Origin of the sequence: Shewanella sp. Shew256, from assembly GCF_002196695.1 — a bacterium.
GTDB lineage: Bacteria > Pseudomonadota > Gammaproteobacteria > Enterobacterales > Shewanellaceae > Shewanella > Shewanella mangrovisoli.
The window spans coordinates 353,557-377,848 of the sequence record NZ_NAJR01000003.1 but is presented as its reverse complement, the minus strand read 5'-3'; the positions used below and the strand labels follow the sequence as shown (position 1 = coordinate 377,848).

The window sequence follows — 24,292 nt, the reverse complement described above, 5'->3', positions numbered from 1 at the left end:
TTTTATCCGCTTTTAAGCACTTATTTCAAACAGATAGAACGAAAGCTTATTTATATAAGGACTTGTCCGTTGGATCTGGGCGAGTCTTAAAGCGGCGGTGAAGCCACATATATTGGGCGCGATTTCTATCGATAATCCCTTCGATAATTTTGTTACCGCGAATGGCGTCGGCTAGCTCATCTTCACCGGGGAAGTTCTCGAGCGGCGGCATAATCTCAATATGGTAACCCTTATCACCTTCGGTGCGCTCCACAAAGAAGGGCAGCACTTTGGCCTTGCCGAGTTTAGCCAGTGTGGTGGCACCGGTAATGGTCGCAGCATCGGGCACGGCATAGAAGGGAATAAACACCGCACTCGAACGCCCAAAATCCTGATCGGCGGTATACCAAATCACATCGGGATTGCGTAAACAACGCACCATCTGGCGTAGATCGCGTTTCGGCACTAAGGCTTTGTTTGAGCGTAAGCGGCCTTTGACCTGTAGGTATTCCATCACCGGATTGTTGTGTGGACGGTACACCCCAACACCGGGTTGGAATTGACCAAAAATACGCGCGCCCATTTCCAGTGGTAAGCAGTGCACGGCAAATAGAATCACCCCATGGCCGGCATTCAAGGTGTCTTGCACGTATTCTTTGCCGGTGATCTGCATATGTTGTTGGATTTTTTCATCGGTCCACCACCAGGCATTGATGGTATCGAAAATCGCTTTACCCGTTTCTTCAAAGTTACGGGTCAGCAGGGCTTCGCGCTCTGACTCGGGCATGTCGGGGAAACAGAGGGTTAAATTGCGGCGCGCGGTATGGGTTCGACTGCCTGCAATAGTCTTAACTAATCGGCCTAATCCTTTACCTAACTTCATCTGCCACGAGAGAGGTAACACTTGGGTAATCCGCATCACTAACACCCCAAACCACATGGGCCAGTGCTTCGGATGATATAAGGATGATGAAAACTCAGCTTTCTCGACCACAAAAATACTCACTACTTTTGAAAATTACTGCTTATTCTAACTCATATTTTGCTGAAAATTAGGTACAATCACGGTTTAATTTCTGCAATAGATAAGAGCGCTATGAAGGTTTCTCTGCCAGCATTTGAAAAAGCCAAAGTGTTAGTTGTCGGCGATGTGATGTTAGATCGCTACTGGGTTGGGCCAACGGGTCGTATCTCGCCCGAAGCGCCAGTGCCCGTGGTGAAGATCAACCAAGTCGAAGACAGACCGGGCGGTGCGGCCAACGTGGCGCTAAATATCGCGACCCTCGGCGGTCAAGTGCAATTGGCGGGGTTAGTCGGCGAAGATGATACCGCTAAGGCGTTAACCCTTGGCGTGCAAGCCCTCGGTGTTGAGCCACAGTGGTTGAATATTGCCGATAAACCGACCATTACCAAACTGCGGGTACTGTCGCGTAACCAGCAGCTCATTCGCCTCGATTTTGAAGAGTCCTTCGATAAGCAGGATAGTGCGCGTTTGCTTAAACAATCCGAAGCCTTACTCGATTCGGTCGATGTAGTGGTGCTGTCGGATTATGCGAAGGGTGCTATCGATAAGCCGCAGGATTTTATTGCACTGGCTCGCGCTAAAGGCGTGAAAGTGCTTGTTGATCCAAAGGGTTCCGATTTTAGCCGTTACCATGGCGCTTCACTCATCACACCCAATATGAGTGAATTTGAAGCCGTGGTTGGTGCGGTAACCTCTGAGGCGGATTTACTTGAAAAGGCCCGTGGCTTACTCAATAAGCATCAGTTCGACGCTATCTTAGTCACTCGCTCCGAAAAGGGCATGACCTTAGTGACGGCCAATGCCCCAGAGTTACACATTCCCACGGTGGCCCGTGAGGTGTATGACGTGACAGGCGCCGGTGATACAGTGATTTCAGCTCTGGCGACCTCACTCGCTGCGGGCGCAGAACTGCCGCAGGCGTGCGCCATTGCCAATACCGCTGCTGGAGTTGTTGTGGGTAAATTAGGCACTTCAACCGTGTCACGTATCGAGCTGATTGAAGCCTTAGCACTGCACCACGGTGAGTCGGGTTTTGGGGTAGTGAGTGAAGATCAACTTGCCTATGCCCTAGAGCAAGCTAAATTGCGCGGCGAGCGAGTGGTGATGACCAACGGTTGCTTCGATATTCTGCACGCGGGGCACGTCAGTTACCTCAAGCAAGCCAAAGCCTTAGGCGACAGATTGATTGTGGCCGTGAATGACGACGCCTCGGTGAAACGCTTAAAAGGCGAAGGTCGCCCTGTCAATCAAGTGGATAGACGTATGGCGGTGTTAGCAGGATTAGCCGCCGTCGATTGGGTTGTGCCTTTTAGTGAAGACACGCCACAGCGGATTATCGCCAGATTACTCCCCGATCTCCTCGTTAAAGGAGGAGATTATAAGGTTGAAGATATCGCTGGTGGCGCCGAGGTGATCGCCGCGGGTGGCCAAGTCCAAGTGTTAGGATTTGAAGACGGGATATCAACGACGGCCATTATCCAAAATATCATGGCAAAACAGTGAGTCTCATTGCCCTGACACTGATCTCTAGCCTGACTTGGGTGCCCATCGGCGACAAGCAGGCGTTAATTTGCCCGTTAGCGCAATTGAGTCAGTGTCTGGCAAGCTTTCCAACTCAGGTTCGTGAACAACTCCCTCGCAGTGAAACCCAATTCCAAACTGAACTTGGGCTTCGCAGTGCCATGGTGTTACCCGTCGAAAATAGTCATTTCTCCGGTTTAATCCTGGTAAATGAGCGAGAAACACCAGAGTTTCAACTGCTCAATATCGATGGCATAACCTATCAATATGACCTCAAAGAACAGGCATTATTGACCCTATGGCATGAGCTAGGACATCTTGAAAATCTGGCCTTGCAGGGCAGTTTATTACCTAAAGAATTAACAGCTTATCAGCATGAGTGGTTGGCGGATCTCTACCTTGTTTGGCGTGTCGCTAAGGCCAAGGGCAATCTTGATTTAGCCTGGCAGCAATATCACAGACGCAACCTTGCGGCGTTAACAAGTTCGCAGTATATGTCTCACTGGACCAGCCCGATGATGATACAAGTGTTAAAAAAGTATCAAGTGGGTCAGATTGTCCATTACAGCCAATATCGTGATTTTGTCGCCGATTTTTATCCTAAAATAATACAAATTGAGCCACAGATATTACGTGAATATTCGAGTTTAATGCAGCGGACTTTTGGCGAGACTGTGCTGCAACCCCTGCCAGCATACCTATCTTGGCGCAAGCCGGATCTTGGGCGCTACCTAACCCCGACACTGACACTGCTGATGGGGGAGACAAAAGCACACGACTGGTTAGTACAAAATTCAATGTTGTGAATATGTAAATAGAATCGGTAAATCTCCCTGTTTCAAACTGAACCCTAGCTGAACAAAAGCGAAATACACTTGTTTGGCGTTTCCAAACAGCAGTAATCCCTGAAAGGCTTTGGTAAGCTCTACCCCAGAAAAAGAACAACGGGAGACTTTACTATGGCTAAGCGCTCGCGAGTACAGACTGAGCAGACCATAAATCAGATTATGGATGAAGCGTTAAGACAAATTTTGACTATTGGCTTTGAGACTATGTCTTATACCACGTTATCTGAAGCAACGGGGATTAGCCGCACTGGTATTAGTCATCACTTTCCGCGTAAAAACGACTTCTTAATCCGTTTAGATAGTCGTATTGGCAATTTATTTGTTGCCGCGCTCGACTTTTCTAGCCAAGAAGCCTTAGAAGCCTCTTGGATGAAAGCGATGCAAGAAGAGCATTACCGTGCAGTGTTAAGATTATTCTTCAGCCTCTGTGGTGGCGCGAATAACGAAATCACCCTCTTCAGAGCGGTCAGTACAGCACGTCAGCAAGCTATTGCTGAATTAGGATTGGTCGGCGATCGTACTATCAATCACCTATTAGGCCGTACTGCGGTCATGCTGCTGTCTAATTTTGATGTTGCCAAAGCGGCATAATCTTAAGCATCACCACAAAAAAGGAGCCCTAGGCTCCTTTTTTGTTTCTATGGTTTGGCGAATAGCAGTTGGTTTTATCCGCCGTGGCGTCATAGATTTTACGCACCCTTAAGTTAGTTAAGCTGCAGTTAGTTAAGCTGCAGTTAGTTAAGCTGTAATGGCGGCAGCTGCGCTTGTTTTAACTTTTGTTGGGTAAGATAAATGCCGATTGTCATAAAGGTCAGTGCCGCGGCGATCAGGGCGCAAAGCGCATGATGGAACATCAAATGGCTGATAAAGAAGGCCGGAATATCCTCAATGCTATCAATAAGGAAGAGTTTAACGATAAGCCCAAGGTACAAGAACAAGTGCAATATCGCCCCTGTGATGAAAAGGCGCTTAAACTTTTGCACTAAACGAGTGGCGAGATTGATGCGGTAATAGCGGCAAAACAGATAACCACCGAGGCCAATGCCAATCGATATCCAGCCGAGCCCTAGCAGCGAGGTTTTAATCAAAATTGCCGACAGCATAAATAATCCAAGCAGCATCAAGCTATCCTTTCAATGGATGGGGCGACCACAAGCAAGTTGCGCAGAGACTAGCTGAGCTGGCTTAAAAACGTGTGAAAATACATTCCTAAACAGGGGAAAAGATAAAGGGAGCCAAGTGGCTCCCTTTAAGATTAATAAGCAAAAGTAAGCATTACAGCGCTTTTAAAATCGCCTCAACGCTAGCCTTGGCATCGCCGAATAGCATTTGGGTATTGTCTTTAAAGAACAGTGGGTTTTGTACACCCGCATAACCCGTGTTCATCGAGCGTTTAAAGCCAATCACGTTTTGCGCTTTCCACACTTCGAGCACTGGCATGCCCGCAATTGGGCTGCCCGGATCTTCCATCGCCGCAGGGTTCACCGTATCGTTGGCACCAATGACGAGTACTACGTCGGTATCGCTAAAGTCCTCGTTGATTTCGTCCATTTCGAGCACGATATCGTAGGGCACTTTGGCTTCTGCCAAGAGTACGTTCATATGGCCAGGTAAGCGACCCGCTACAGGATGAATACCAAAGCGTACCTTCACGCCGCGATCACGCAGTTTTTGAGTGATTTCAGCCACAGGATATTGCGCCTGCGCCACTGCCATGCCATAGCCTGGGGTGATGATGACAGAAGTCGCGTTTTTCAGCATGTCAGCCACATCTTCAGCGTTGGTTTCGCGGTATTCGCCCATTTCTTCATCGCCAGATGAGGCCACACCATCGGTGCCAAATCCACCTGCGATAACCGAGATAAACGAGCGGTTCATCGCCTTACACATGATGTAAGACAGAATCGCACCCGATGAGCCCACGAGCGCACCTGTCACGATCAGCAGATCGTTTGACAGCATAAAGCCCGCTGCCGCCGCTGCCCAACCTGAGTAGGAGTTCAGCATAGAGACCACTACTGGCATATCCGCACCGCCGATTGAAGCCACTAAATGCCAGCCAAAGGCGAAGGCGATAAGTGTCATCAACAGTAGGGCTGGCATAGTGCCACCCGTTTGTACGAAATAAACCAATAGCGCCAATGATACCAATACCGCTGCGAGGTTCAGTTTATGGCGATGTGGTAACATCAAAGGTTTTGAGGAAATTAATCCGCGTAACTTACCGAAGGCCACGATAGAACCCGTGAAGGTCACCGCACCGATAAAGATCCCGAGGAACACTTCCACTAAGTGAATGTTGAGCATAGCGCCAGTTAAATGGGCTTTCTCGGCGGCTTTGGCCGCTTCGCTTAGCGCATCCTGCACTGCGGCTAAGGTGGAGTTGATATCTCCGCCAACGGCCACAACTACTTGTGATACTTGCTCTGGGTGTAGGTCGATAAAGCTGTTAAAGCCCACTAATACCGCCGCCATACCCACAAAGCTGTGGAGTACTGCGACCAGTTCGGGCATTTCCGTCATTTCGACTTTAAGTGCTAAACGCACGCCGATGGCACCACCAATCACCATGGCGACAATAATCCAGGCGACACCGCTGGTGTCAGGATTAAAAATGGTCGCCAGTAGGGCGATGGCCATACCTGTGATACCAAATAAATTGCCGTGTTTGGCCGTTTCTTGCTTCGACAATCCTGCGAGACTGAAGATAAAGAGCACGGCGGCAATAATGTAAGCTGCTGTTACCAGTCCTTGAGACACGTTATACCCCCTTAATCTTTACGGAACATCTTCAGCATGCGCTGAGTGACGGTGAAGCCACCGAAGATGTTAATACTGGCGATCAGCACGGCGATAAACGCCAGCACAGTGACCAAGGTTGAACCTTGTCCAATTTGCAGCAAGGCGCCGACCACGATAATGCCCGAAATTGCGTTAGTCACTGACATTAAAGGCGTATGTAGTGAGTGGGATACGTTCCACACCACGTAATAGCCCACCACGCAGGACAGGACAAAAACCGTAAAGTGGGATAAGAACTCGGCCGGAGCAACCGAGGCAACCGCAGCAAAACCCGCAGCACCAAGGGCGGCGAGAATATACTTAAGCTTGGATGGCTTTTTGGCCTCAGCAGCTTTGGCTTCAACCTTAGCCGCAGGTTTGGCGGGCGCTGCCGACACCGAAATCGCTGGTGGCGGGAAGGTCACTTCGCCAGCTTTGACCACTGTCATATTGCGCATCACCACATCATCGAAGTTGATGCTGGCGACGCCATCTTTCTCTTTACACATTAACTTCATCAGGTTGACTAAGTTAGTGCCGTAAAGCTGTGAAGACTGCGCGGGCAGGCGGCCGGGAAGATCGGTAAAGCCGATGACTTTAACGCCATTCTCGGTTACAAACAGCTCGCTTGGCTGAGTGTATTCACAGTTACCGCCCGCTTGCGCGGCCATATCGACAATCACAGAGCCGGGTTTCATGCTGTCGACCATAGCCTTAGTAATGAGCTTAGGTGCCGGACGGCCTGGGATCAGCGCTGTGGTAATGATGATATCGACTTCTTTAGCTTGCTCGGCAAACAGTGCCATTTCGGCGGCGATAAACTCGTCCGACATGGTTTTAGCGTAACCGTCCGATGAGCTGCCATCTTCATTGGTGAAGTCTAGCTTGAGGAACTGGCCACCCATAGATTCAATTTGTTCGGCCACTTCTAAACGTGTGTCGAAGGCTCGAACGATAGCACCTAACGAACCTGCGGTACCAATGGCGGCAAGACCCGCCACACCGGCACCAATCACCAACACTTTTGCCGGAGGAACTTTGCCCGCGGCGGTAATTTGTCCGGTAAAGAAACGGCCAAAGTGGTGCGCGGCTTCAACAACGGCGCGATAACCGCCGATATTGGCCATAGAAGAGAGAGCATCGAGGGATTGGGCACGGGAAATACGTGGCACCATGTCCATCGCCATCACATTGATGTTGCGTTTAGACAGTTTCTCGACCAGCTCAGCATTTTGAGCGGGCCAGATAAAGCTGATTAAGGTCGCGCCTTCTTTAATTTGCGCAATTTCAGCATCGGTCGGTGCATTGACTTTAAAAATCAGATCCGCTTGCCAAACCTCTGCCGTGATCTTCGCCCCTGCGGCTTCAAAAGCGGCATCGTCAAAGCTAGACAGTAAGCCAGCATTGGCCTCAACAACAACTTCAAAGCCGAGCTTTTTAAGTTGTTCGACGGTGGCAGGGGTCGCGGCGACCCGAGTCTCACCGGCGAGACTCTCTCTCGGTATTCCAATCTGCATGATTACTCCCTGGTGGTTTATATAATCGTTCCGCCTGAGTGCTTCCCCTGAGCTAAACCTAGGTAGGGCTAGGCCGCGATAAGAATGAACTCGTTTATTCAGTTGTGGCAGTTAGCGCATTCAATCTTGGTATGAAATTTGTGCTTGAAAACAAACTTCTTTGCGAGCAACAGAGGTCACTGTACAGCAGGCTCGTCACCATTGTGGCAATACTTTGGTTTGACACAAGCGCATATTGCTCAAGCTGGTCGTTTCTGAACTGGTCGTATCAAAAACTTTTAACCAGTGCACACTTTTGTAGCTTAAATTTTGCACTTTGTATATTCCAAAATGGAATTAAAAATCAAATATTATTCTTTTTTGCTTTTCTAAAACCACGTTAATCTGCTGGACATTACACTGTCATAGGGCCGTCTCATGTTGTTAAAAGAACTTTCATCACTGGCTTCACCCCTGTCGCAACCGCAGGTCGAAAAGCTGAAACAACTCACCGCTGAATTAAACGCGGTGCAACTTGCTTGGGTGAGCGGTTATTTAGCCGCAACGGCCAATGCGGGCAATCAGGCCCAGCTCGCGCCCGTGTCCGACGCACAGGCGGCGCAGACAGTGACCATTCTCTATGGCAGCCAAACTGGTAATGGCCGTGGCGTTGCCAAAGCTTTGGCCGAAAAAGCAAAAGCACAGGGCTATGGCGTGAATTTAGCCTCTATGGGGGAATACAATGTGCGCCAGCTCAAGCAAGAAACCTTGCTATTGCTGGTGGTCAGTACCCATGGTGAAGGTGAAGCGCCGGATGATGCGATTGAATTACATAAGTTTTTAGCATCGAAACGTGCTCCTCAATTGAACAACTTACATTACTCAGTGTTGGCACTGGGCGATTCGAGCTATGAGTTTTTCTGCCAAACCGGTAAAGACTTCGATGCCCGTCTGTCGGCATTAGGCGCCAAAGCGTTGCTGCCTCTGGTTGAGTGTGATGTGGACTATGAGGCTGCGGCCGGACAGTGGCACGCCGATGTGCTCACCGCCGTGAAGCCACTCATTCAAACCACGGCTAACGTGGTGGCGCTCAATGATACCGGCTCGGCACAAGTTGCCAGCGAAAGCGAATTTACGAAGCAAAACCCTTACAGTGCTGAGGTGTTGGTGAGCCAGAAGATCACCGGACGCGGTTCAGACCGAGACGTACGCCACGTTGAAATCGATTTAGGCGAGTCAGGCTTACGCTACGAAGTGGGTGATGCCCTTGGGGTGTGGTTTAGCAACAATGAAACTTTGGTCGATGAGATTTTAGCGGGCTTAGGGTTAGCGGCCGATACCACTGTGACCGTCGGTAATGAGTCAATCAGCCTCAAACAAGCCTTAATCGAGAAGAAAGAGCTGACACAGTTATATCCCGGTTTAGTCAAAGCCTGGGCCGAGTTGTCCGCAAGCCCTGAGCTGCTTGCTATTAGCGAAGATAAAGAACAGGTTCGCCAGTTTATCTTACATCATCAATTTGCAGACTTAGTGGCGAACTATCAGCTCAAAGCCGATGCTAATCTGGATGCAAACAAGTTAGTGGAGCTATTACGCCCATTAACGCCAAGACTCTACTCCATCGCTTCGAGCCAGAGTGAAGTCGATACCGAAGTGCATCTGACAGTGGCCTTGGTGGAGGATGAGCACCAAGGGCAAGCCCGTTTTGGCGGCGCATCGCATTTCTTAGCCTCGGCAGAGGAAGGCGCCGAAGTAAAAGTGTATGTTGAACCGAACAAGCATTTCCGTTTACCTGAAGATCCACAAACGCCTGTCATCATGATTGGCCCAGGCACTGGTGTTGCGCCGTTTCGCGCCTTTATGCAGGAGCGCGTGGCGCAAGGCGCTGAGGGCGATAGCTGGTTATTCTTCGGTAATCCTCACTTTGAGCAGGACTTCCTGTATCAAACCGAGTGGCAACAGTATCTGAAAAACGGCGATTTAACCCGTATCGATGTGGCATTTTCGCGGGATCAGGCCCATAAGATTTACGTGCAGCACCGCATTAAAGAGCAGGGACAAACCCTGTGGCAATGGCTGCAAAATGGCGCGCATCTTTATATTTGTGGTGATGCCGAGCGTATGGCTAAAGACGTACATCAAGCCCTATTAGCGGTTGCGGTGGAGTTTGGCGGACTGTCGAGCGAGGCGGCGGAAGAATATTTCGAGACTCTGCGCAGTCATAAACGTTACCAAAAAGACGTGTACTAATTAATCGATCCCAAAGATAGAGAGCAGTATCCACTGAGATACTGCCGCCGAACGAATTTTAAGAGGCAGTTGCCATGAGTGAGCAAAAGTTAGCATTAAACGAATACCTAAAGACCGACAGTGATTATCTGCGTGGTACCATTAAAGAGGGATTAGACTCCTCGGTGACAGGCAGTTTTAGCGACGGCGATCAGCAATTGATCAAATTCCACGGCTTCTATCAGCAGGATGACCGCGATTTACGTAACGAACGTAAAGAGCAAAAACTCGAGCCTTTATATAGCTTTATGTTACGTGCTCGCGTGCCAGGCGGTGTGTGTACACCTAAGCAATGGCTAGGCGTGGATGAAATTGCCTCGACGCTCACCAGCTCTAACAGTATTCGTTTAACGACGCGCCAGACGTTCCAATACCACGGCATTCCAAAGCGTAACCTTAAGACCATTATTCAAGGCTTGGACCGTGAGGCGCTCGATTCTATCGCCGCCTGTGGTGACGTTAACCGCAACGTGATGTGTAACCCGAATCCGGTGGAATCTAAGCTGCATGCGCAGGCCTATGAAGTCGCGAAAAAACTGTCTGATCACCTGCTGCCTCACACTCGTGCCTACGCCGAGATTTGGTTAGATGAAGAGAAGTTACTGACCACAGAAGACGAAACCGTTGAACCTGTGTATGGCAAAACCTACTTGCCACGTAAGTTTAAGATGGCTGTTGCCGTACCACCGGATAACGATGTTGACGTCTATACCAACGACTTAGGCTTTATTGCGGTGGCAGAAAACGGCGAATTAGTCGGTTTTAACCTGACAGCAGGTGGCGGCATGGGCTCGACCCACGGTGAGGTCGAAACCTTCCCGCGCTTGGCCGATGACTTTGGTTTTATCAAAACTGAAGATGTGATGAAGTTTGCCGAAGCTGTGATGACAGTGCAGCGTGACTGGGGTAATCGTACCAATCGTAAGCGTTCGCGCCTTAAGTACACTATCGTCGACCATGGTTATGAGAAGTTTAAGGCCGAAGTGGAAGCCCGTGCTGGCGTCAAGTTGGAGCCCAAGCGCGATGTGGTGATTGGCGATCGCGGCGATCGTTACGGCTGGGTTGAAGGTGTCGATGGTAAGTGGCATTTAACTCTGTTTATCGAAAGTGGCCGCATCAAAGACGTGCCCGGTAAGAGTTTACAAACCGGCATGCGTGAAATCGCGAAGATCCACAAGGGCGATTTCCGCATGACGTCTAACCAGAATATGATTATTGCTGGTGTGGCTCCCGAGGATAAAGCGACCATCGAAGGCCTTGCCCGTAAACACGGTTTACTCGGCCAAGTGCTGACCCAAACCCGCGGTCATTCGATTGCCTGTGTGGCCTTGCCAACCTGTCCATTGGCGATGGCGGAAGCTGAGCGTTATTTCCCTGAGTTTATCGACCATATCGATGCGCTTCAGGCTAAAAATGGCATTAGCGAACAAGCCATTGTGGTGCGTATGACGGGCTGTCCAAACGGTTGCGCCCGCCCATTTGCCGCCGAAATCGGCTTAGTGGGTAAGGCGCCGGGTCGCTACAACCTGTATCTCGGGGCTAACTTCGAAGGCACTCGTCTGAATAAGATGTACAGAGAGAATATCCAAGAGGCTGAGATCCTTGCTGAATTGGATGCATTATTTGCCCGCTACGCGGTTGAGCGTAATGCAGGCGAAACCTTTGGTAACTTCACCGTCCGCACGGGCGTAGTGAAGGCGGTAATAGATGCCGCTAAGGATTTCCATGGCTGATCTTGATTCTGGGGTAACGGGTTCTGGCTTGCCGAACGCGTTGCAGAGCGTGGTAAGTCACAGCGAACTTAAAGCGCTGCTAACGGCACCTAAGGATGTGCAGCAAGCTGAACTGGAGCGCATTAATCGCTTTTTGGCCGGCTTGACGGCTCAAGAGCGAGTGCTCTGGGGCTTAGCCTATCTGCCGGGTAATCACGCGCTGTCATCCAGTTTTGGGATCCAAGCGGCGGTGATGCTGCATATGGTGAGTCAGGTGCAATCGGATATTCCGGTGATCTTAACGGATACTGGCTATCTCTTTCCTGAGACATATCAGTTTATTGACCAGCTTACCGAGCGTTTATCCTTAAACCTCAAGGTTTACCAAGCGCCAATGACCTCTGCATGGCAGGAGGCACGTTTCGGCAAGTTGTGGGAGCAGGGCTTAGATGGGCTCGAGCGTTACAATCGACTGAATAAAGTGGAGCCGATGCAACGTGCTTTGGCGGAACTTGAAGTCGGTACTTGGTTTGCGGGACTGCGCCGCAGTCAGTCGAGCACTCGCGAAGAGTTACCGATATTGGCTATCCACGGAACTCGCTTTAAGCTGCTGCCGATTATCGAGTGGTCGAACAAAGATGTGCACCTGTATCTGACGCAATTTGACTTGCCTTACCATCCTCTATGGGATCAAGGTTATGTTTCTGTTGGGGATACCCACTCGAGTAAACCCTTAGAATTAGGGATGACTGAAGAAGAAACCCGCTTTAATGGCTTAAAACGCGAATGCGGTTTGCATTACGAAATATAACCATCTATCTGATTTAATAGATAAATGCCACAGTATTCCCTGTGGCATTTTTTATTTCATGTCGCCAAAAGAATGTTTTGCTTAATTTTGCAGCGGTTTGGCCGTTAAAGTATTTTGAGTGTCATTCTGCCGTCATTAAAGTCAGATAAATTTTGTTTTCATAGAGTTAGATTGTGCTTATTCACCGAGAATAAAATTTTTGTACATTTTTACTCACAGAGTTATGCACATTAGAATGTTCTGAGCTATATTACAAAGTTCCCGTAGATGGTTTTGAGGGAGTTTACTGCGCAGATATGCCCTAGTCGGTATTTTGCCAAGTTAAGTTGTTGAATATCGTTATTTATGGGCTTAGTTTGCTGTGTAACGATATAACGAGACGGAAAACAGTCGCACTTCCAAAAGACCTTGCTCGCCGCCGCGAGTATCAAGCAGTTTGATTGACTTGCTAGCCCTCGTTAATCTGCCCATTTCACCTCGGTCAGCTGTGGTCAAAGCTGCCGAGGTTGAGTCAACATAGTTAACATCGTTTATTTCGTTAATTCATCAATTCAGCTCGGTTTTTGGCGCTGTTTATGACAATATTATCATCAACTTACACTGTGCTATTTTATGCTGAGTGGCTAATGCCGCCGCATATGGCCCCTTTGATGGAATTATTGATGAGGATTACTGGATGACCGCCCCTATGTATGCCATGCGCGATCATGTTCATCGTCCTCAAGGGAATAAATCTAATCGCCCAGCGCCCAAGCCCAAAGCACGCGGCCTTAAGCGACTAGTCGCTTGGCTCGTTAAACTCATCTTAGGTTTATTACTCGCCTCAATTTTAAGCGTGGTGCTACTGCGTTTTATTGATCCGCCGATGTGGACTTGGCGGATTGAGCGGGCAATGTTCCCGCCCGCGCCGATTACTGAGGTTAGGCATCAATGGCGCTCACTCGAGCAAATCTCCCCTGAGTTGCAATTAGCCGTGATTGCCGCAGAGGATCAAAAGTTTGCCAGCCACACGGGGTTTGATATAGCCGCGATAAGTTCGGCCATCGAATACAACCAAAAGGGCAACAAGGTTCGCGGTGCGAGTACCTTAAGTCAGCAAGCGGCGAAAAACCTGTTTATGTGGTCAAGCCGCAGTTTTATCCGCAAGGGAATTGAGGCCTGGTTTACCCTGTTGATGGAATTGATTTGGGATAAGTCGCGCATACTCGAAGTGTATCTGAATATCGTCGAATTTGGCCCCGGAATATATGGCGCCGAAGCGGCATCGAAACATTATTTTGGTAAGAGTGCCGCCAAATTAACTCGTTATGAGGCGTCATTATTAGCGGCGGTCTTGCCTAATCCTTGGCGTTATAAAGTCTCATCGCCTTCACCCTATGTTGAGCAGCGCTCCGCTTGGATCCGTAAGCAAATGCGCCAGTTAGGGGAAGTGACACTTAACCGTGTTCATAATGCCGATTAATGGGTAAATAAGGCGATAACCTTAGTCTTAATTAATATGTCATGCGCTTTATCGTTAATATGAACTTTATCCTCAAGATGAATTAGGCTCTGAATGTAAATTTCATTTAGTTTGCCAAGCGAATTTGACTTAATCGCGCAGCTTGATTCGCATCCTTAGTTAATTAATGGTAAATTAGCGCACGAATTTCCCCTTCAAATACACTCAGTCCTTTGGCTATTCCCCCTCGCTAATTTTTAGCTTGTGTCGGATATTGGTTTGCCATGACGCGTGTAAAAAGGAATGACAACAGGTCAGTATTTAAATACCGGAGGTGAGTGCTTTCGGTATTATTTTTGTCACTTTGACGGTTATTAAATGGAGTTTTAGATGAAGAAGATTGTTATTGCTGCGGCAATTATTGCAGCGGGAGCAGGTGCTTATTGGTACACTCAGCATGGAACTAGCTCGAGTGCTTCGGCCAATCCTTTGCTTGATTATATCCCTGCCGACACCCCAGTATTTTCAGGTCAGTTAAAACCTTTCCCACTGAAAAACTACCTGCAATCTATTTCTGGCAATTACCAGCAATATTCAACAGATTCGTTGGCCGAATTAGGCGAATTAGATAGCCCTATGGCCAAGTTTTTTGTCAGCATCTATACGCAGTATATGGATGGGATAAAAAATCCAACCCAATTGCTTAAGACCTTTGGTTTGCCAAATGAAGTCGAGCCTTTTTTCTATACCTTAGGTGTGATCCCTGTTCTTAAAACCAATGTGGATCAAATCGATGCATTTTGGGCCGTCTTGGATAAAGCCGAGAAAGACAGCGGCTTCACCCATGAAAAGCGCACTTTAGCGGGCGTTGATTATCGCGCTTATTCACTTGCCGAAGAAGGTTCTACCGAGAAGGTTGACCTGTTATTTGCCCATAAAGATGGCATCTTAACTGTGACCTTGTCTGCCACAACGATTGAGCCCGAAATCTTAGAAATGGCCTTTGGATTAAAGAAACCGACTCAATCCTTAGCCGCTTCAGGCATGCTGAAAGACATCATCAAAACCCATGGTTTTATGGAAGATAGCATCAGCTTTATCAACCATGTTGAGATTGTTAAAGCGATTACCTCTCCCGATGGCAATATGCTAGGCAAACAGCTCACTCAGTTCATGGCAGAAGAAAGCCAAGGTGAAGATCCTTTTGCAGAGATCCGTACCCCTGAATGTAAAACTGAGCTAACCGCCATTGCTGCTAACTGGCCTCGTACTGTTGCTGGGTTAACCGCATTTAGCTCGACCGAAAAAGAAAGCCATATGGCTGCCTCTTTTGTGGTTGAAAGCAAAAACCAGGCAATCTTAACCGCATTGCAAAAAATGCGCGGCTACATTCCAACCCACTTAGCCGATATTAACAGCACTATCTTCTCTATGGGGCTGGGGATTGACGTTAATGAAGTTGCGCCTTCTCTGACGGCGATTTGGGATGACCTGCAAAAGCCGCAGTTAACCTGCGCGCCGCTTGCCGAGTTGCAAGCAGAGTTAAGCCAACAGAGCCCAGCTATGTTAGGTATGTTTACTGGCATGGCTAATGGGGTTAAAGGTGTGAGCCTGTCATTGCTCGATTATAAGATGAGCACAAAAGACCAAGAGCCTAAGCTTGAAAGCTTAGATGCCTTAGTGAGCTTAACGGCTGATAATCCTTCAATGCTGTTCAATATGGTGAAACCTTTTGCTCCAATGCTGGCTGAACTGCAAGTTGCTGATAATGGCGAGCCTACCGATTTATCACCACTGTTAATGTTGCCGCCTGAGATGAACATCAAGCCGATGCTGGCGATTAAAGGACAACACTTAGTGGTTTACTCTGGCGATAAAGGCTTAGCGTTAGCCAATAAACTGGCTGGCGAGAAGCCATCGGCCAATGGGCTTTACAGCATGTCGGCTGATTACGGTAAGATGTTTACCCCAGTACTGACCCTGTTAGAACTGACTGGCGAGCCGATTCCTGAAGAGCTGCAAATGCTGAAAGATTACAATATGCGCGTGCAAATGAGCTTCGATGTGAACAAACAAGGCATAGTGTTTGGTTCTGTGATGAACTCAAAAGCGAGCGAGAAGAAGTAAGCTTGATACCTTAGAGTGTTAATCGAAAAGCCAGCTGATTGCTGGCTTTTTTGTTAATTGGCTTGCGCTAACTTAGGTTGAGAACCGAGGGGCGTGTCTATGGATTTCGGTTTCGCGGCACGCACTAAACTGACTAATCCTTGCCATTCAATATCGCTGTTCTGTGGCAGCCAAATATCCGGCTCTGTGCCTTTTCCTGAAAGCAGCTCGCCTGCGGCGTCATAGGTGAGTGAGCTGCTAAAACGAACATCTAAATCACTGTTAGGTAAGGTGAGTTGATATTGTCTGGCAAAATCCCCCGAGGTTTTCTCCCCAATCAGATTCACTCTCGACCAAGCTTTTGTGCGGTAGGCTATCCACTCGCATTCCTGTTTACATAAAGGGCTTACTAGCAATGCAAGACGATTATTGCCTTCGGCTACAACTTCAGGTTTTGTGCGGACAAACCAAGGGCTAAATCGACTTTCATCTATGCTTGGCAGGCGCCTCGTTAGTACCTTAAGCCGAGGCGAGCTGAGTTCCAGTGCCTCGAGCGGCCTAAAATTTAGGGGCCTTAAATAATCATTCCTCAGTTCTGGCGAGCGGCGATAATGGGCAAAACCCATAATTTCTGTCATGGCTGAGGTATAGGGCGTCGCATTTTGAGGGACATCTTGATAACGCGACAACATGGTCAATAATTTAGGGCTAAAGCCCCTCGCTTGCCTTAAATCGACAATCAACAATGGTTGCTCCATGCCTTGGCGTAGGGCGTCTTGTTGCCTCTTATCGAGTTCAAAGGCATAGAGGTCATCAATCTTGAGCCGTGCTGTCGCCGGATTGATCTGCTCCAATGAATAATCAGGCCTGATTGGCGCCGTCGGAGCCAAATTATCGAGTTGGGTGATCAGGCTTTCAAAACTCAGTTCAGTCTCATCCTCAATCGGTTTAACTATGGTTTTCGATGGCTGCGGCAGGGCGATAGTCACTTGCGTGGTCTGCAAATCATCATTAATCAAGCTGATAAGCACATGGGGTTTGATACTTAAGCCTAAGTCCTCCCGCAATAAATTGAGTCGCTTGAGCCAAATCAGCTGCATCTCTTGGCTGTTTTTCGCTGGCTCTGATAAGTAGGCTTGGCTGGCCGAAATCCATTTGCTTAAAGGGATGCCATCGATATGAGTGATAAAGGGAAAATCGGCGCTGATGGGGTTATTTTTGTTGTCCAAGGCGAGCCATTGTTCGTTGACAGGCCTGAGTGTTAAGGGCAGTTCACCGCTGCTATTTTCGACTTTCGCAACCTGTGTCCCTGGGTCCTTTAAGGTATTCAGCAGTTTAGTGAGCTCAGCAGCGAAGCGCTCTTTTGGAACAACATCTTGATATTGTTCTGTGATTAATCCTGCCAGTCGTTTGAGCTGCTGCTCATTAGCTTGTGGGTCTAGGGCGTAAAATGCCGAGTGTTGCTCAATTTGGTCGAACAGAATATAGAGATCTTGGCGAATATCTTTGGTCGTTAGTGTGGGCTGTGCTTTTTCAGGAATAGCGAAAAACGCGAGCCTGATAAGGCTCGCGAAAATGATCACGCCCAGTAAAGTCACGACAGTGCGATAGCTAAAATTCATATTCCTCCATGACCACTTACTTTTACGGCTAAAAAGGTGTGCGACTATCGATGTAAATGCCTATTTTGGCAATAAAAATCGTCTTTGCGCACCTTTTACTCATATCCATTTGAGCAATTTAGCAGCAGTTTTTGCAAGTCAGCATAGAATTATGGCTGTTTTTTGTGCTCTGTCACGGTTGGCTCGTTAGAGAATATCGTTGAGTGATAGGCCGATACCTATGCGTTGGTTATGGTAGTTGTAGTCGATAAGACTCTCGCCATAGCCGTTAAAATATTGAGTATAAAGGCGTAAATTACCGATTATCGGGTAGCTCCACGTAAATTCTGCCGATCCTCGATCAATATCTTTAAAGTTAGTTTTTAGGGTGAGGGTGAATCTATGGTCATCAATGCCATAAACCCCTACAAACTCGGCTTTACCTATGTACTCATCAATATCGGGGTTATCGTCACCACGGGGTTGATGGATATCGGTTTTTTCGTCCTCCGGAATACGCCACCACACCTTAGTGGCAAAGGCCAGCGGGCCGGCATCGAAGATCATGGTGCCATAGATACGGTTCCAGCTTCGGGATAATAACCCTGACTTACCGTTAGATTGATGCACAGCGCCAAAGCCCCAGAAGGAGTTAGTCACGCTGCCGATTTTCCAATCATTGTTGAACAGCATAAAGATTTCGGGTTCGTGGTTAGTCTCACGGAAAGGAGAAGAAATATCCTTGTTATACAGCTGCCAGTAGGATTGGTTTGTGTAGGCAAAAAACAGGTGACCATTGTCGCCAAAGACGTTGTACCAAATAGGGAACTTAAAGCTTATTTGGAACTTAGCTTCCATTTCGTCCAGGGTGTAGTCGTTTTCGGCCGCATCTTGGGCGAAGGGCGCCATATTGGGATCGGGGTTGTAAGTGGCGGGTAAAATGTAATTCACTTTATGCGGCGTGATCACGAATGGACGTTCTGAGGTGGCTAGCTCGTCCTGTACCCGTCCTTTAACGAGGGATTCTTCCGCTTGAAGTCCAGTACAAGTTAACAGCCCAATTAATGCGATACCTTTATAAAATAGGGACATCGGCCCTCCTTGATGTGTCTGTTTGCCTTACGCTTTCTCGTTGTTTACCCAGCTTAACATTAGTTTGTGGATTTATTATGAGAAATCCTGCCATGTGTCTTATTCCGTTCTGGCGAGATGGAGCCTATTTTCGTGGTCTAAAGAAGCAACTAAGTAGAATTTTTTGCAATAACATAGTGCGGTTATGTGAGCTGATGCAAGTTTTGATTGCCGATATATTCGCCTTGAAAGCATACTTTATCTAATCATTTCATTTATTTAAATGATTTTCCTGCCTATGGCACTTTTGCCGCCCTCACTTATAGTTAATTGGCTGGATTCGAAGTTCTGTTGTTATTTCTTTTTGATATAACAATTAATGATTTTATATTTATTAAGGAATATAACTAGGGCTATATTGCTACACATTGATCTCATATCGGGGAATGTGATGGAAATTTTATCTTTACCAGGCCAAAGGGCGAAGGGCAAAGTCTGGCTGGTTGGCGCAGGCCCTGGAGACGTTGAACTCTTAACCCTCAAGGCTTGGCGCATTCTTAAGTCCGCCGACGCTGTGCTATACGATGCGCTCGTCAGTCAAGATATCCTCGATTTGATCCCTAAGGATGCTGAGAAGATTGCCGTCGGCAAACGTGCCGGTAAGCATAGTGCTGCGCAAGATGAAATTAATCAGTTACTGGTGACTAAAGCCTATACCCGTAAGAATGTAGTACGCCTCAAGGGCGGCGATCCCTTTATTTTTGGTCGAGGTGGTGAAGAGTTACAAACTTTAGTCGAAGCGGGCGTCGAATTTGAAGTGGTTCCCGGCATTACCGCCGCCAGTGGCACTTCGGCCTATGCGGGCATTCCATTGACTCACAGGGATTATGCTCAAGGGGTGACCTTTATCACTGGTCATTGTCAGCTTGAAAGCCGTCCAATGGACTGGCAGGGTTACGCTAATCCAAACAATACCTTAGTTGTGTATATGGGGATTTTAAATGCGGGCATTATTCGTCAAGGATTAATCGATGCTGGCCGAAGCCCACAAACCCCAGTGGCGATTGTCTCTAAGGCGACCACTCAGTCGCAGCAGCGTTTTATTGGCCAATTAGATTCACTCGAGCAGCTCGCGGCCGTTCCGCAATTGCAAATGCCCGCCCTGATGGTTATTGGCGAAGTGGTTGCGCTGGCTGACAGCTTAAACTGGTTCCAACCTAAGGGTGAAGGCGAGTCAGCACTCGATACCACTGATGCCGCCAAGATTTTGGCAAAAGTTTAGTTAAATCAGGTTTTTAGAGATAGTTAAGTTAAATCCAGCTGCCTGTCGCAGCCCATTTTAGGTAAACGGAGAAGAGTATGGCCGGGCGTGAATTAAGCCACTTACAACAACTGGAAGCCGAAAGCATTCAGATCATTCGTGAAGTCGCTGCCGAATTCGACAATCCAGTAATGTTGTATTCCATCGGAAAAGATTCTTCGGTGATGTTACACCTTGCGCGTAAAGCTTTTTATCCCGGCAAGATCCCATTCCCCTTGCTGCACGTGGATACGGGCTGGAAATTCAAAGAGATGATCGCCTTTCGTGATGCGCAGGCGAAAAAGTTTGGCTTTGAATTATTAACCCACACCAACCCCGAAGGCGTTGCCCAAGGGATTAACCCCTTCGATCATGGCAGTGCCAAGCACACTGACATAATGAAAACCCAAGGCTTAAAACAAGCCTTAAACCAATATGGTTTCGATGCCGCATTCGGTGGTGCGCGCCGCGATGAGGAAAAGTCCCGCGCGAAGGAGCGGGTGTATTCATTCCGCGACCGTCACCATAGATGGGATCCCAAGAATCAGCGCCCCGAACTGTGGCGCACCTATAACGGCGCAGTTAACAAGGGTGAAAGTATTCGTGTCTTCCCTTTATCTAACTGGACCGAACTCGATATTTGGCAATATATCTATCAAGAAAACATTGAGTTAGTGCCTCTGTATTTTGCCGCCGAGCGCCCTGTGGTTGAGCGTGGCGGTCAGCTGATTATGGCCGACGATGAGCGTATGAAACTTGAGGAAGGCGAAACCATCAAGCATGAAGTGGTGCGTTTTAGAACCTTAGGTTGTTATCCATTGACGGCGGCGATGCATTCGCAGGCAGATAATCTCGAAAAAATCATCGAAGAAATGCTGTTAACTCGCTCGAGCGAACGCCAAGGGCGATTGATTGACTCGGATCAGAGTGCATCGATGGAGCAGAAGAAACGCCAAGGTTATTTCTAAACCAAGGCATTTCGAGCGCAGGTTAGAGACAGATTAAACCGATTTCGTGAATGTCCCGATGAAGGCTTTTAGAGCAATCGAGTACCAGTGACTTCACGAACAGTTGAGCAAGATAAGAGTGAGATAAAGATGGATAAAGCGGTCAATAAAACCAATCGTATGGCGGCAGAAATCAGCCAGCACGGGGTAAAAGAATATCTAGCCCAGCAACAACATAAAGGTTTGTTGCGCTTTTTAACCTGCGGCAGCGTAGACGATGGCAAGAGCACCCTGATTGGCCGTTTACTGCATGACAGCGCGCAGATTTACGAAGACCAACTCGCCAGCTTAAAAAATGATAGCGCTAAGATGGGCACAACGGGCGAGGCCATAGACTTGGCTTTGCTGGTGGATGGTCTGCAAGCCGAGCGCGAGCAGGGTATTACTATCGATGTGGCTTATCGTTATTTTTCAAGCGACAAGCGTAAGTTTATCATCGCCGATACCCCTGGCCATGAGCAGTACACCCGTAATATGGCGACTGGCGCCTCAACCTGTGATTTAGCGGTGATCTTAGTGGATGCGCGTTACGGCGTGCAGACTCAAACCAAGCGTCATGCCTTTATTGCCTCTTTGCTGGGTATTCGTCACTTTGTGGTCGCGGTTAATAAGATGGATTTACTCGGGTTCGATGAGCAAGTGTTTAATCGTATCCGTAATGATTTCAGTGAGTTTGTAAAAGACTTTGGCGACTTAGATATCCACTTTGTGCCCTTATCAGCGCTCAATGGCGATAACGTGGTTGAGCCGAGTCTGCATACGCCTTGGTATCAGGGCGGCACACTGCTGGAGCTACTCGAAACCATTGATACTCAACGTGAACTCAGCGCCTTGCCTGTACGCTTCCCAGTGCAATATGTGTCGCGTCCAAATCTCGATTTTCGTGGTTTTGCCGGTACTTTAGCCTCTGGTGTCATCAAGGTGGGTGACGAGGTGGTTGCGCTGCCTTCGGGTAAGCGTAGCAGGGTTGAACGCATTGTGACCTTCGATGGTGATCTCGCCGAAGCGACGGCTGGGCAAGCCGTCACTATCACCTTAGAAGATGAAATCGATATTTCCCGCGGTGACTTACTGGCACTGCCAGAGAGTGCGCCACAGGTTGCCAATCAAATCGTGGCTGACCTAGTGTGGATGGATGAAAAACCATTACAACTCGGCCAGTTATACGACATTAAAGTCGCGGGTAAGAAGACCCAAGCCTCTGTGACGGCCATCGACTATGTGGTTGATGTGAACACGCTTGCCCGCAGCAGCGCCGACACTTTAGGGCTCAATGCCATCGCCCGCGTGACCTTAGAGCTGACAGAAGATATCGTCTTCGATGCCTATTCTCTGGTGCGTGATACTGGTGGCATGATCCTGATTGACCGTTTATCCAATGCTACTGTGGCGGCTGTGATGGTGGTATCGGGACAGCATGTGAACAAGCAAGCGTCCTCACAATTTAGCGCCTTTGAAATCGAGTTAAATGCGCTGGTGCGTAAGCACTTCCCGCATTGGCAAGCGATTGATATTTCAAAGCTTGGAGCATAATACGTGAGTGACTTGTGGCTATTAGCTATAGTGTTGTTTGGATTAGTGGCTGGCTTAATCGCCGGCCGCATCAATCCCGCTGTGTTGTTTTTATTTGCTTTTTTACTCTGTTACCTCCTAGGAATGGTATCACTCGACACGGCGCTCACTAGCTTTACCAACACAGGTTTAGTCACTCTGGTGTTATTGGTACTGGCGGCGACGGCGCTGGAAAAAACCTCGTTGCTGGGCAAGTTAAGCCAAGTGATTGGCAATAATTCGCTTGCGGTGACTATGGCAAAATTGGGATTTTCGACGGCGCTGCTGTCCTCTTTTACCAATAACACCGCCGTCGTCGCATCTTTGATTGGGGTGGTGCGCCGCAATCAGGCCCACGCTCCGGCTAAGTTGTTGTTACCACTTAACTATGCGGCGATTCTGGGCGGTACGCTGACCTTAATTGGTACTTCCACTAACCTTATCGTCAACTCGTTTGTCGAGAATGCAGGCTTGCCTGCGCTGGGGTTCTTTGAGTTCACCCCAGTGGCCACGCTGATTGTGCTGTTAGGTATAGTGCTGCTGATTGTGCTGGCCAATACCTTACCCGACAGGCGAGAGGATTCGACCGAAGAGACACTGCCCTATCTGCTAGAAGCCCACGTGGCCAAAGGATCGCCTTTAGTCGGGCGCAGCGTGGTGGATAACAAATTAAGAGCCCTGAAAAAGCTCTATTTAGTCGAGCTTGAGCGCAGCGGTATTTGTATTTGTCCGGTTCCGCCACAGTTAGTGTTACAGGCGGACGATGTGCTGCGTTTCAGTGGCGCGGTGGAATCGGTGGAGCTGTTACATCAATTCGATGGCCTGGATTGGTTTGGTAAACATCAAGCAAAAGGGCAAAACCTAGTCGAAGCCGTGTTGGCCCCTTCATCGAGCCTAGTGGGCAGCACCTTAAAGGAATCTCGCTTTCGCGAACAGTTTGATGCGGCTGTAATGGCGATTCGTCGCGGTCATCATCCGCTAAAAGGTGGTTTGGGCGATATCGTATTACAACCGGGCGATGTGTTACTGCTGACACCGGGGGATGGTTTTAGCACCAATGCTAAGCTGAGTACTGAATTTGCCGCCGTCAGCGGACTCGATTTGAATGTGCGCTTAGACAGCCGCCGCAGCCGTTTTGTATTAAGCAGTTTTGTGATCACCATTGTGCTTAGTCTGACCGGCGTATTACCGCTGGCCAAGGGCTTGGTGCTATTACTGCTGAGCTACTTTGCCATTGGCGCCGTGACCTTGTCGGAGCTTAAGCGTCGCTTCCCACTGGAATTAGTGGTGATAGTTGGCAGTGCCTTAGGGTTGGCGAATCTGATGATGAGCACTGGCCTTGCCGATGGGTTAGCGCAAGGCTTGCTCGGTACCATCAATGGTTATGGAGTGTTTGGCGCCTTTGTGGGTGTCTATTTAGTCACCTTATTGTTGACTGAACTCGTTACCAATAATGCCGCGGCGGCCTTGGCCTTTCCTATTGCCTATGCGGTGGCGCTGAATTATGGCGTCGATCCTAGGCCATTTATTATGGCGGTAGTGTTTGGGGCCAGTGCCAGTTTTATTTCGCCCTACGGCTATCAAACTAACTTGATGGTGTTTAACGCGGGCAACTATCGTTTCAGTGACTTTTTGCGCTTAGGGCTACCGCTATCTGTGCTTTATTCCTTGATAGTGATTTTTATGGTGCCAGTTATCTTTCCGTTTTAATGATTTTTTGTCTTAGGTTGTTACTCAACCTAAGATTTGAGGAG

Annotated in this window: 18 protein-coding genes; 12 read left to right on the top strand and 6 right to left on the bottom strand. The window is 48.4% G+C overall.

From position 1 onward, the window contains the following. Positions 1 to 46 precede the first annotated feature (46 nt). On the bottom strand, positions 47 to 973 hold the full coding sequence (locus B5P39_RS07350; RefSeq protein ID WP_088211140.1) for an LpxL/LpxP family Kdo(2)-lipid IV(A) lauroyl/palmitoleoyl acyltransferase: 927 nt from the start codon (positions 971 to 973) through the stop codon (positions 47 to 49). A 102-nt stretch (positions 974 to 1,075) separates the two neighbouring features. Between B5P39_RS07350 and hldE the strand changes: the two genes are divergently transcribed. The 3 genes from hldE to B5P39_RS07335 all read left to right on the top strand — a co-directional run bounded on the left by hldE (position 1,076) and on the right by B5P39_RS07335 (position 3,963). Next, positions 1,076 to 2,506 carry a bifunctional D-glycero-beta-D-manno-heptose-7-phosphate kinase/D-glycero-beta-D-manno-heptose 1-phosphate adenylyltransferase HldE gene (gene hldE / locus B5P39_RS07345; RefSeq protein ID WP_011715992.1) on the top strand — a complete coding sequence of 477 codons (1,431 nt, stop codon included), beginning with the start codon at positions 1,076 to 1,078 and terminating at the stop codon, positions 2,504 to 2,506. After that, complete coding sequence (locus B5P39_RS07340) at positions 2,503 to 3,330, top strand: hypothetical protein (RefSeq protein WP_088210995.1); 828 nt, start codon at positions 2,503 to 2,505, stop codon at positions 3,328 to 3,330. Before hldE ends, B5P39_RS07340 begins: the two co-directional genes overlap by 4 nt. Positions 3,331 to 3,483: 153 nt before the next feature. Continuing rightward, positions 3,484 to 3,963 carry a TetR family transcriptional regulator gene (locus B5P39_RS07335; protein ID WP_011623828.1) on the top strand — a complete coding sequence of 160 codons (480 nt, stop codon included), beginning with the start codon at positions 3,484 to 3,486 and terminating at the stop codon, positions 3,961 to 3,963. A gap of 143 nt (positions 3,964 to 4,106) precedes the next feature. On the opposite strand, the gene B5P39_RS07330 is transcribed toward B5P39_RS07335, so the two are convergent. From B5P39_RS07330 to B5P39_RS07320, 3 genes are all read right to left on the bottom strand, one after another. Then, complete coding sequence (locus B5P39_RS07330; RefSeq protein WP_088210994.1) at positions 4,107 to 4,493, bottom strand: hypothetical protein; 387 nt, start codon at positions 4,491 to 4,493, stop codon at positions 4,107 to 4,109. 154 nt (positions 4,494 to 4,647) lie between these two features. Next, positions 4,648 to 6,132, bottom strand: coding sequence for a Re/Si-specific NAD(P)(+) transhydrogenase subunit beta (pntB, locus tag B5P39_RS07325; RefSeq protein ID WP_011623826.1), 1,485 nt, complete (start codon positions 6,130 to 6,132; stop codon positions 4,648 to 4,650). Between the two features lie 11 nt (positions 6,133 to 6,143). Continuing rightward, positions 6,144 to 7,670: a Re/Si-specific NAD(P)(+) transhydrogenase subunit alpha gene (locus B5P39_RS07320; protein ID WP_088210993.1), complete on the bottom strand. Its 1,527-nt coding sequence runs from the start codon at positions 7,668 to 7,670 to the stop codon at positions 6,144 to 6,146. Positions 7,671 to 8,087: 417 nt separating this feature from the next. Here B5P39_RS07320 and B5P39_RS07315 point away from each other — a divergent pair, with 417 nt between their 5' ends. From B5P39_RS07315 to B5P39_RS07295, 5 genes are all read left to right on the top strand, one after another. Beyond that, positions 8,088 to 9,899, top strand: coding sequence for an assimilatory sulfite reductase (NADPH) flavoprotein subunit (locus B5P39_RS07315; RefSeq protein ID WP_088210992.1), 1,812 nt, complete (start codon positions 8,088 to 8,090; stop codon positions 9,897 to 9,899). A 74-nt stretch (positions 9,900 to 9,973) separates the two neighbouring features. Beyond that, positions 9,974 to 11,671, top strand: a complete 1,698-nt coding sequence (cysI, locus tag B5P39_RS07310) for an assimilatory sulfite reductase (NADPH) hemoprotein subunit (RefSeq protein ID WP_088210991.1) — start codon at positions 9,974 to 9,976, stop codon at positions 11,669 to 11,671. Then, the gene (locus B5P39_RS07305; RefSeq protein ID WP_011715997.1) at positions 11,664 to 12,461 is read left to right on the top strand and encodes a phosphoadenylyl-sulfate reductase; all 798 of its coding nucleotides are present in this window, start codon (positions 11,664 to 11,666) and stop codon (positions 12,459 to 12,461) included. The genes cysI and B5P39_RS07305 overlap by 8 nt, the downstream gene beginning before the upstream one ends. Positions 12,462 to 13,137: 676 nt before the next feature. Then, positions 13,138 to 13,923, top strand: coding sequence for a monofunctional biosynthetic peptidoglycan transglycosylase (gene mtgA, locus B5P39_RS07300; protein ID WP_088210990.1), 786 nt, complete (start codon positions 13,138 to 13,140; stop codon positions 13,921 to 13,923). Between the two features lie 369 nt (positions 13,924 to 14,292). Next, positions 14,293 to 16,029 carry a hypothetical protein gene (locus B5P39_RS07295; protein WP_088210989.1) on the top strand — a complete coding sequence of 579 codons (1,737 nt, stop codon included), beginning with the start codon at positions 14,293 to 14,295 and terminating at the stop codon, positions 16,027 to 16,029. Positions 16,030 to 16,082: 53 nt separating this feature from the next. Here the strand turns inward: B5P39_RS07295 and B5P39_RS07290 are convergent, their stop codons facing one another. Both B5P39_RS07290 and B5P39_RS07285 read right to left on the bottom strand, forming a co-directional pair. Further along, positions 16,083 to 17,630 (bottom strand): S41 family peptidase, encoded by a 1,548-nt coding sequence (locus B5P39_RS07290; RefSeq protein ID WP_088210988.1) that lies wholly within the window; start codon positions 17,628 to 17,630, stop codon positions 16,083 to 16,085. A gap of 186 nt (positions 17,631 to 17,816) precedes the next feature. Beyond that, positions 17,817 to 18,701 (bottom strand): phospholipase A, encoded by an 885-nt coding sequence (locus tag B5P39_RS07285; protein WP_088210987.1) that lies wholly within the window; start codon positions 18,699 to 18,701, stop codon positions 17,817 to 17,819. Positions 18,702 to 19,131: 430 nt separating this feature from the next. Here B5P39_RS07285 and cobA point away from each other — a divergent pair, with 430 nt between their 5' ends. From cobA to B5P39_RS07265, 4 genes are all read left to right on the top strand, one after another. Further along, positions 19,132 to 19,962 (top strand): uroporphyrinogen-III C-methyltransferase, encoded by an 831-nt coding sequence (gene cobA / locus B5P39_RS07280; RefSeq protein ID WP_088210986.1) that lies wholly within the window; start codon positions 19,132 to 19,134, stop codon positions 19,960 to 19,962. A gap of 77 nt (positions 19,963 to 20,039) precedes the next feature. Beyond that, entirely contained in the window at positions 20,040 to 20,948 is a 909-nt protein-coding gene (gene cysD, locus B5P39_RS07275) for a sulfate adenylyltransferase subunit CysD (RefSeq protein WP_011623816.1), read from the top strand. A gap of 129 nt (positions 20,949 to 21,077) precedes the next feature. Then, positions 21,078 to 22,520 carry a sulfate adenylyltransferase subunit CysN gene (gene cysN / locus B5P39_RS07270; RefSeq protein WP_088210985.1) on the top strand — a complete coding sequence of 481 codons (1,443 nt, stop codon included), beginning with the start codon at positions 21,078 to 21,080 and terminating at the stop codon, positions 22,518 to 22,520. 3 nt (positions 22,521 to 22,523) lie between these two features. Beyond that, positions 22,524 to 24,248, top strand: a complete 1,725-nt coding sequence (locus B5P39_RS07265; protein ID WP_088210984.1) for an SLC13 family permease — start codon at positions 22,524 to 22,526, stop codon at positions 24,246 to 24,248. Positions 24,249 to 24,292: the final 44 nt, after the last annotated feature.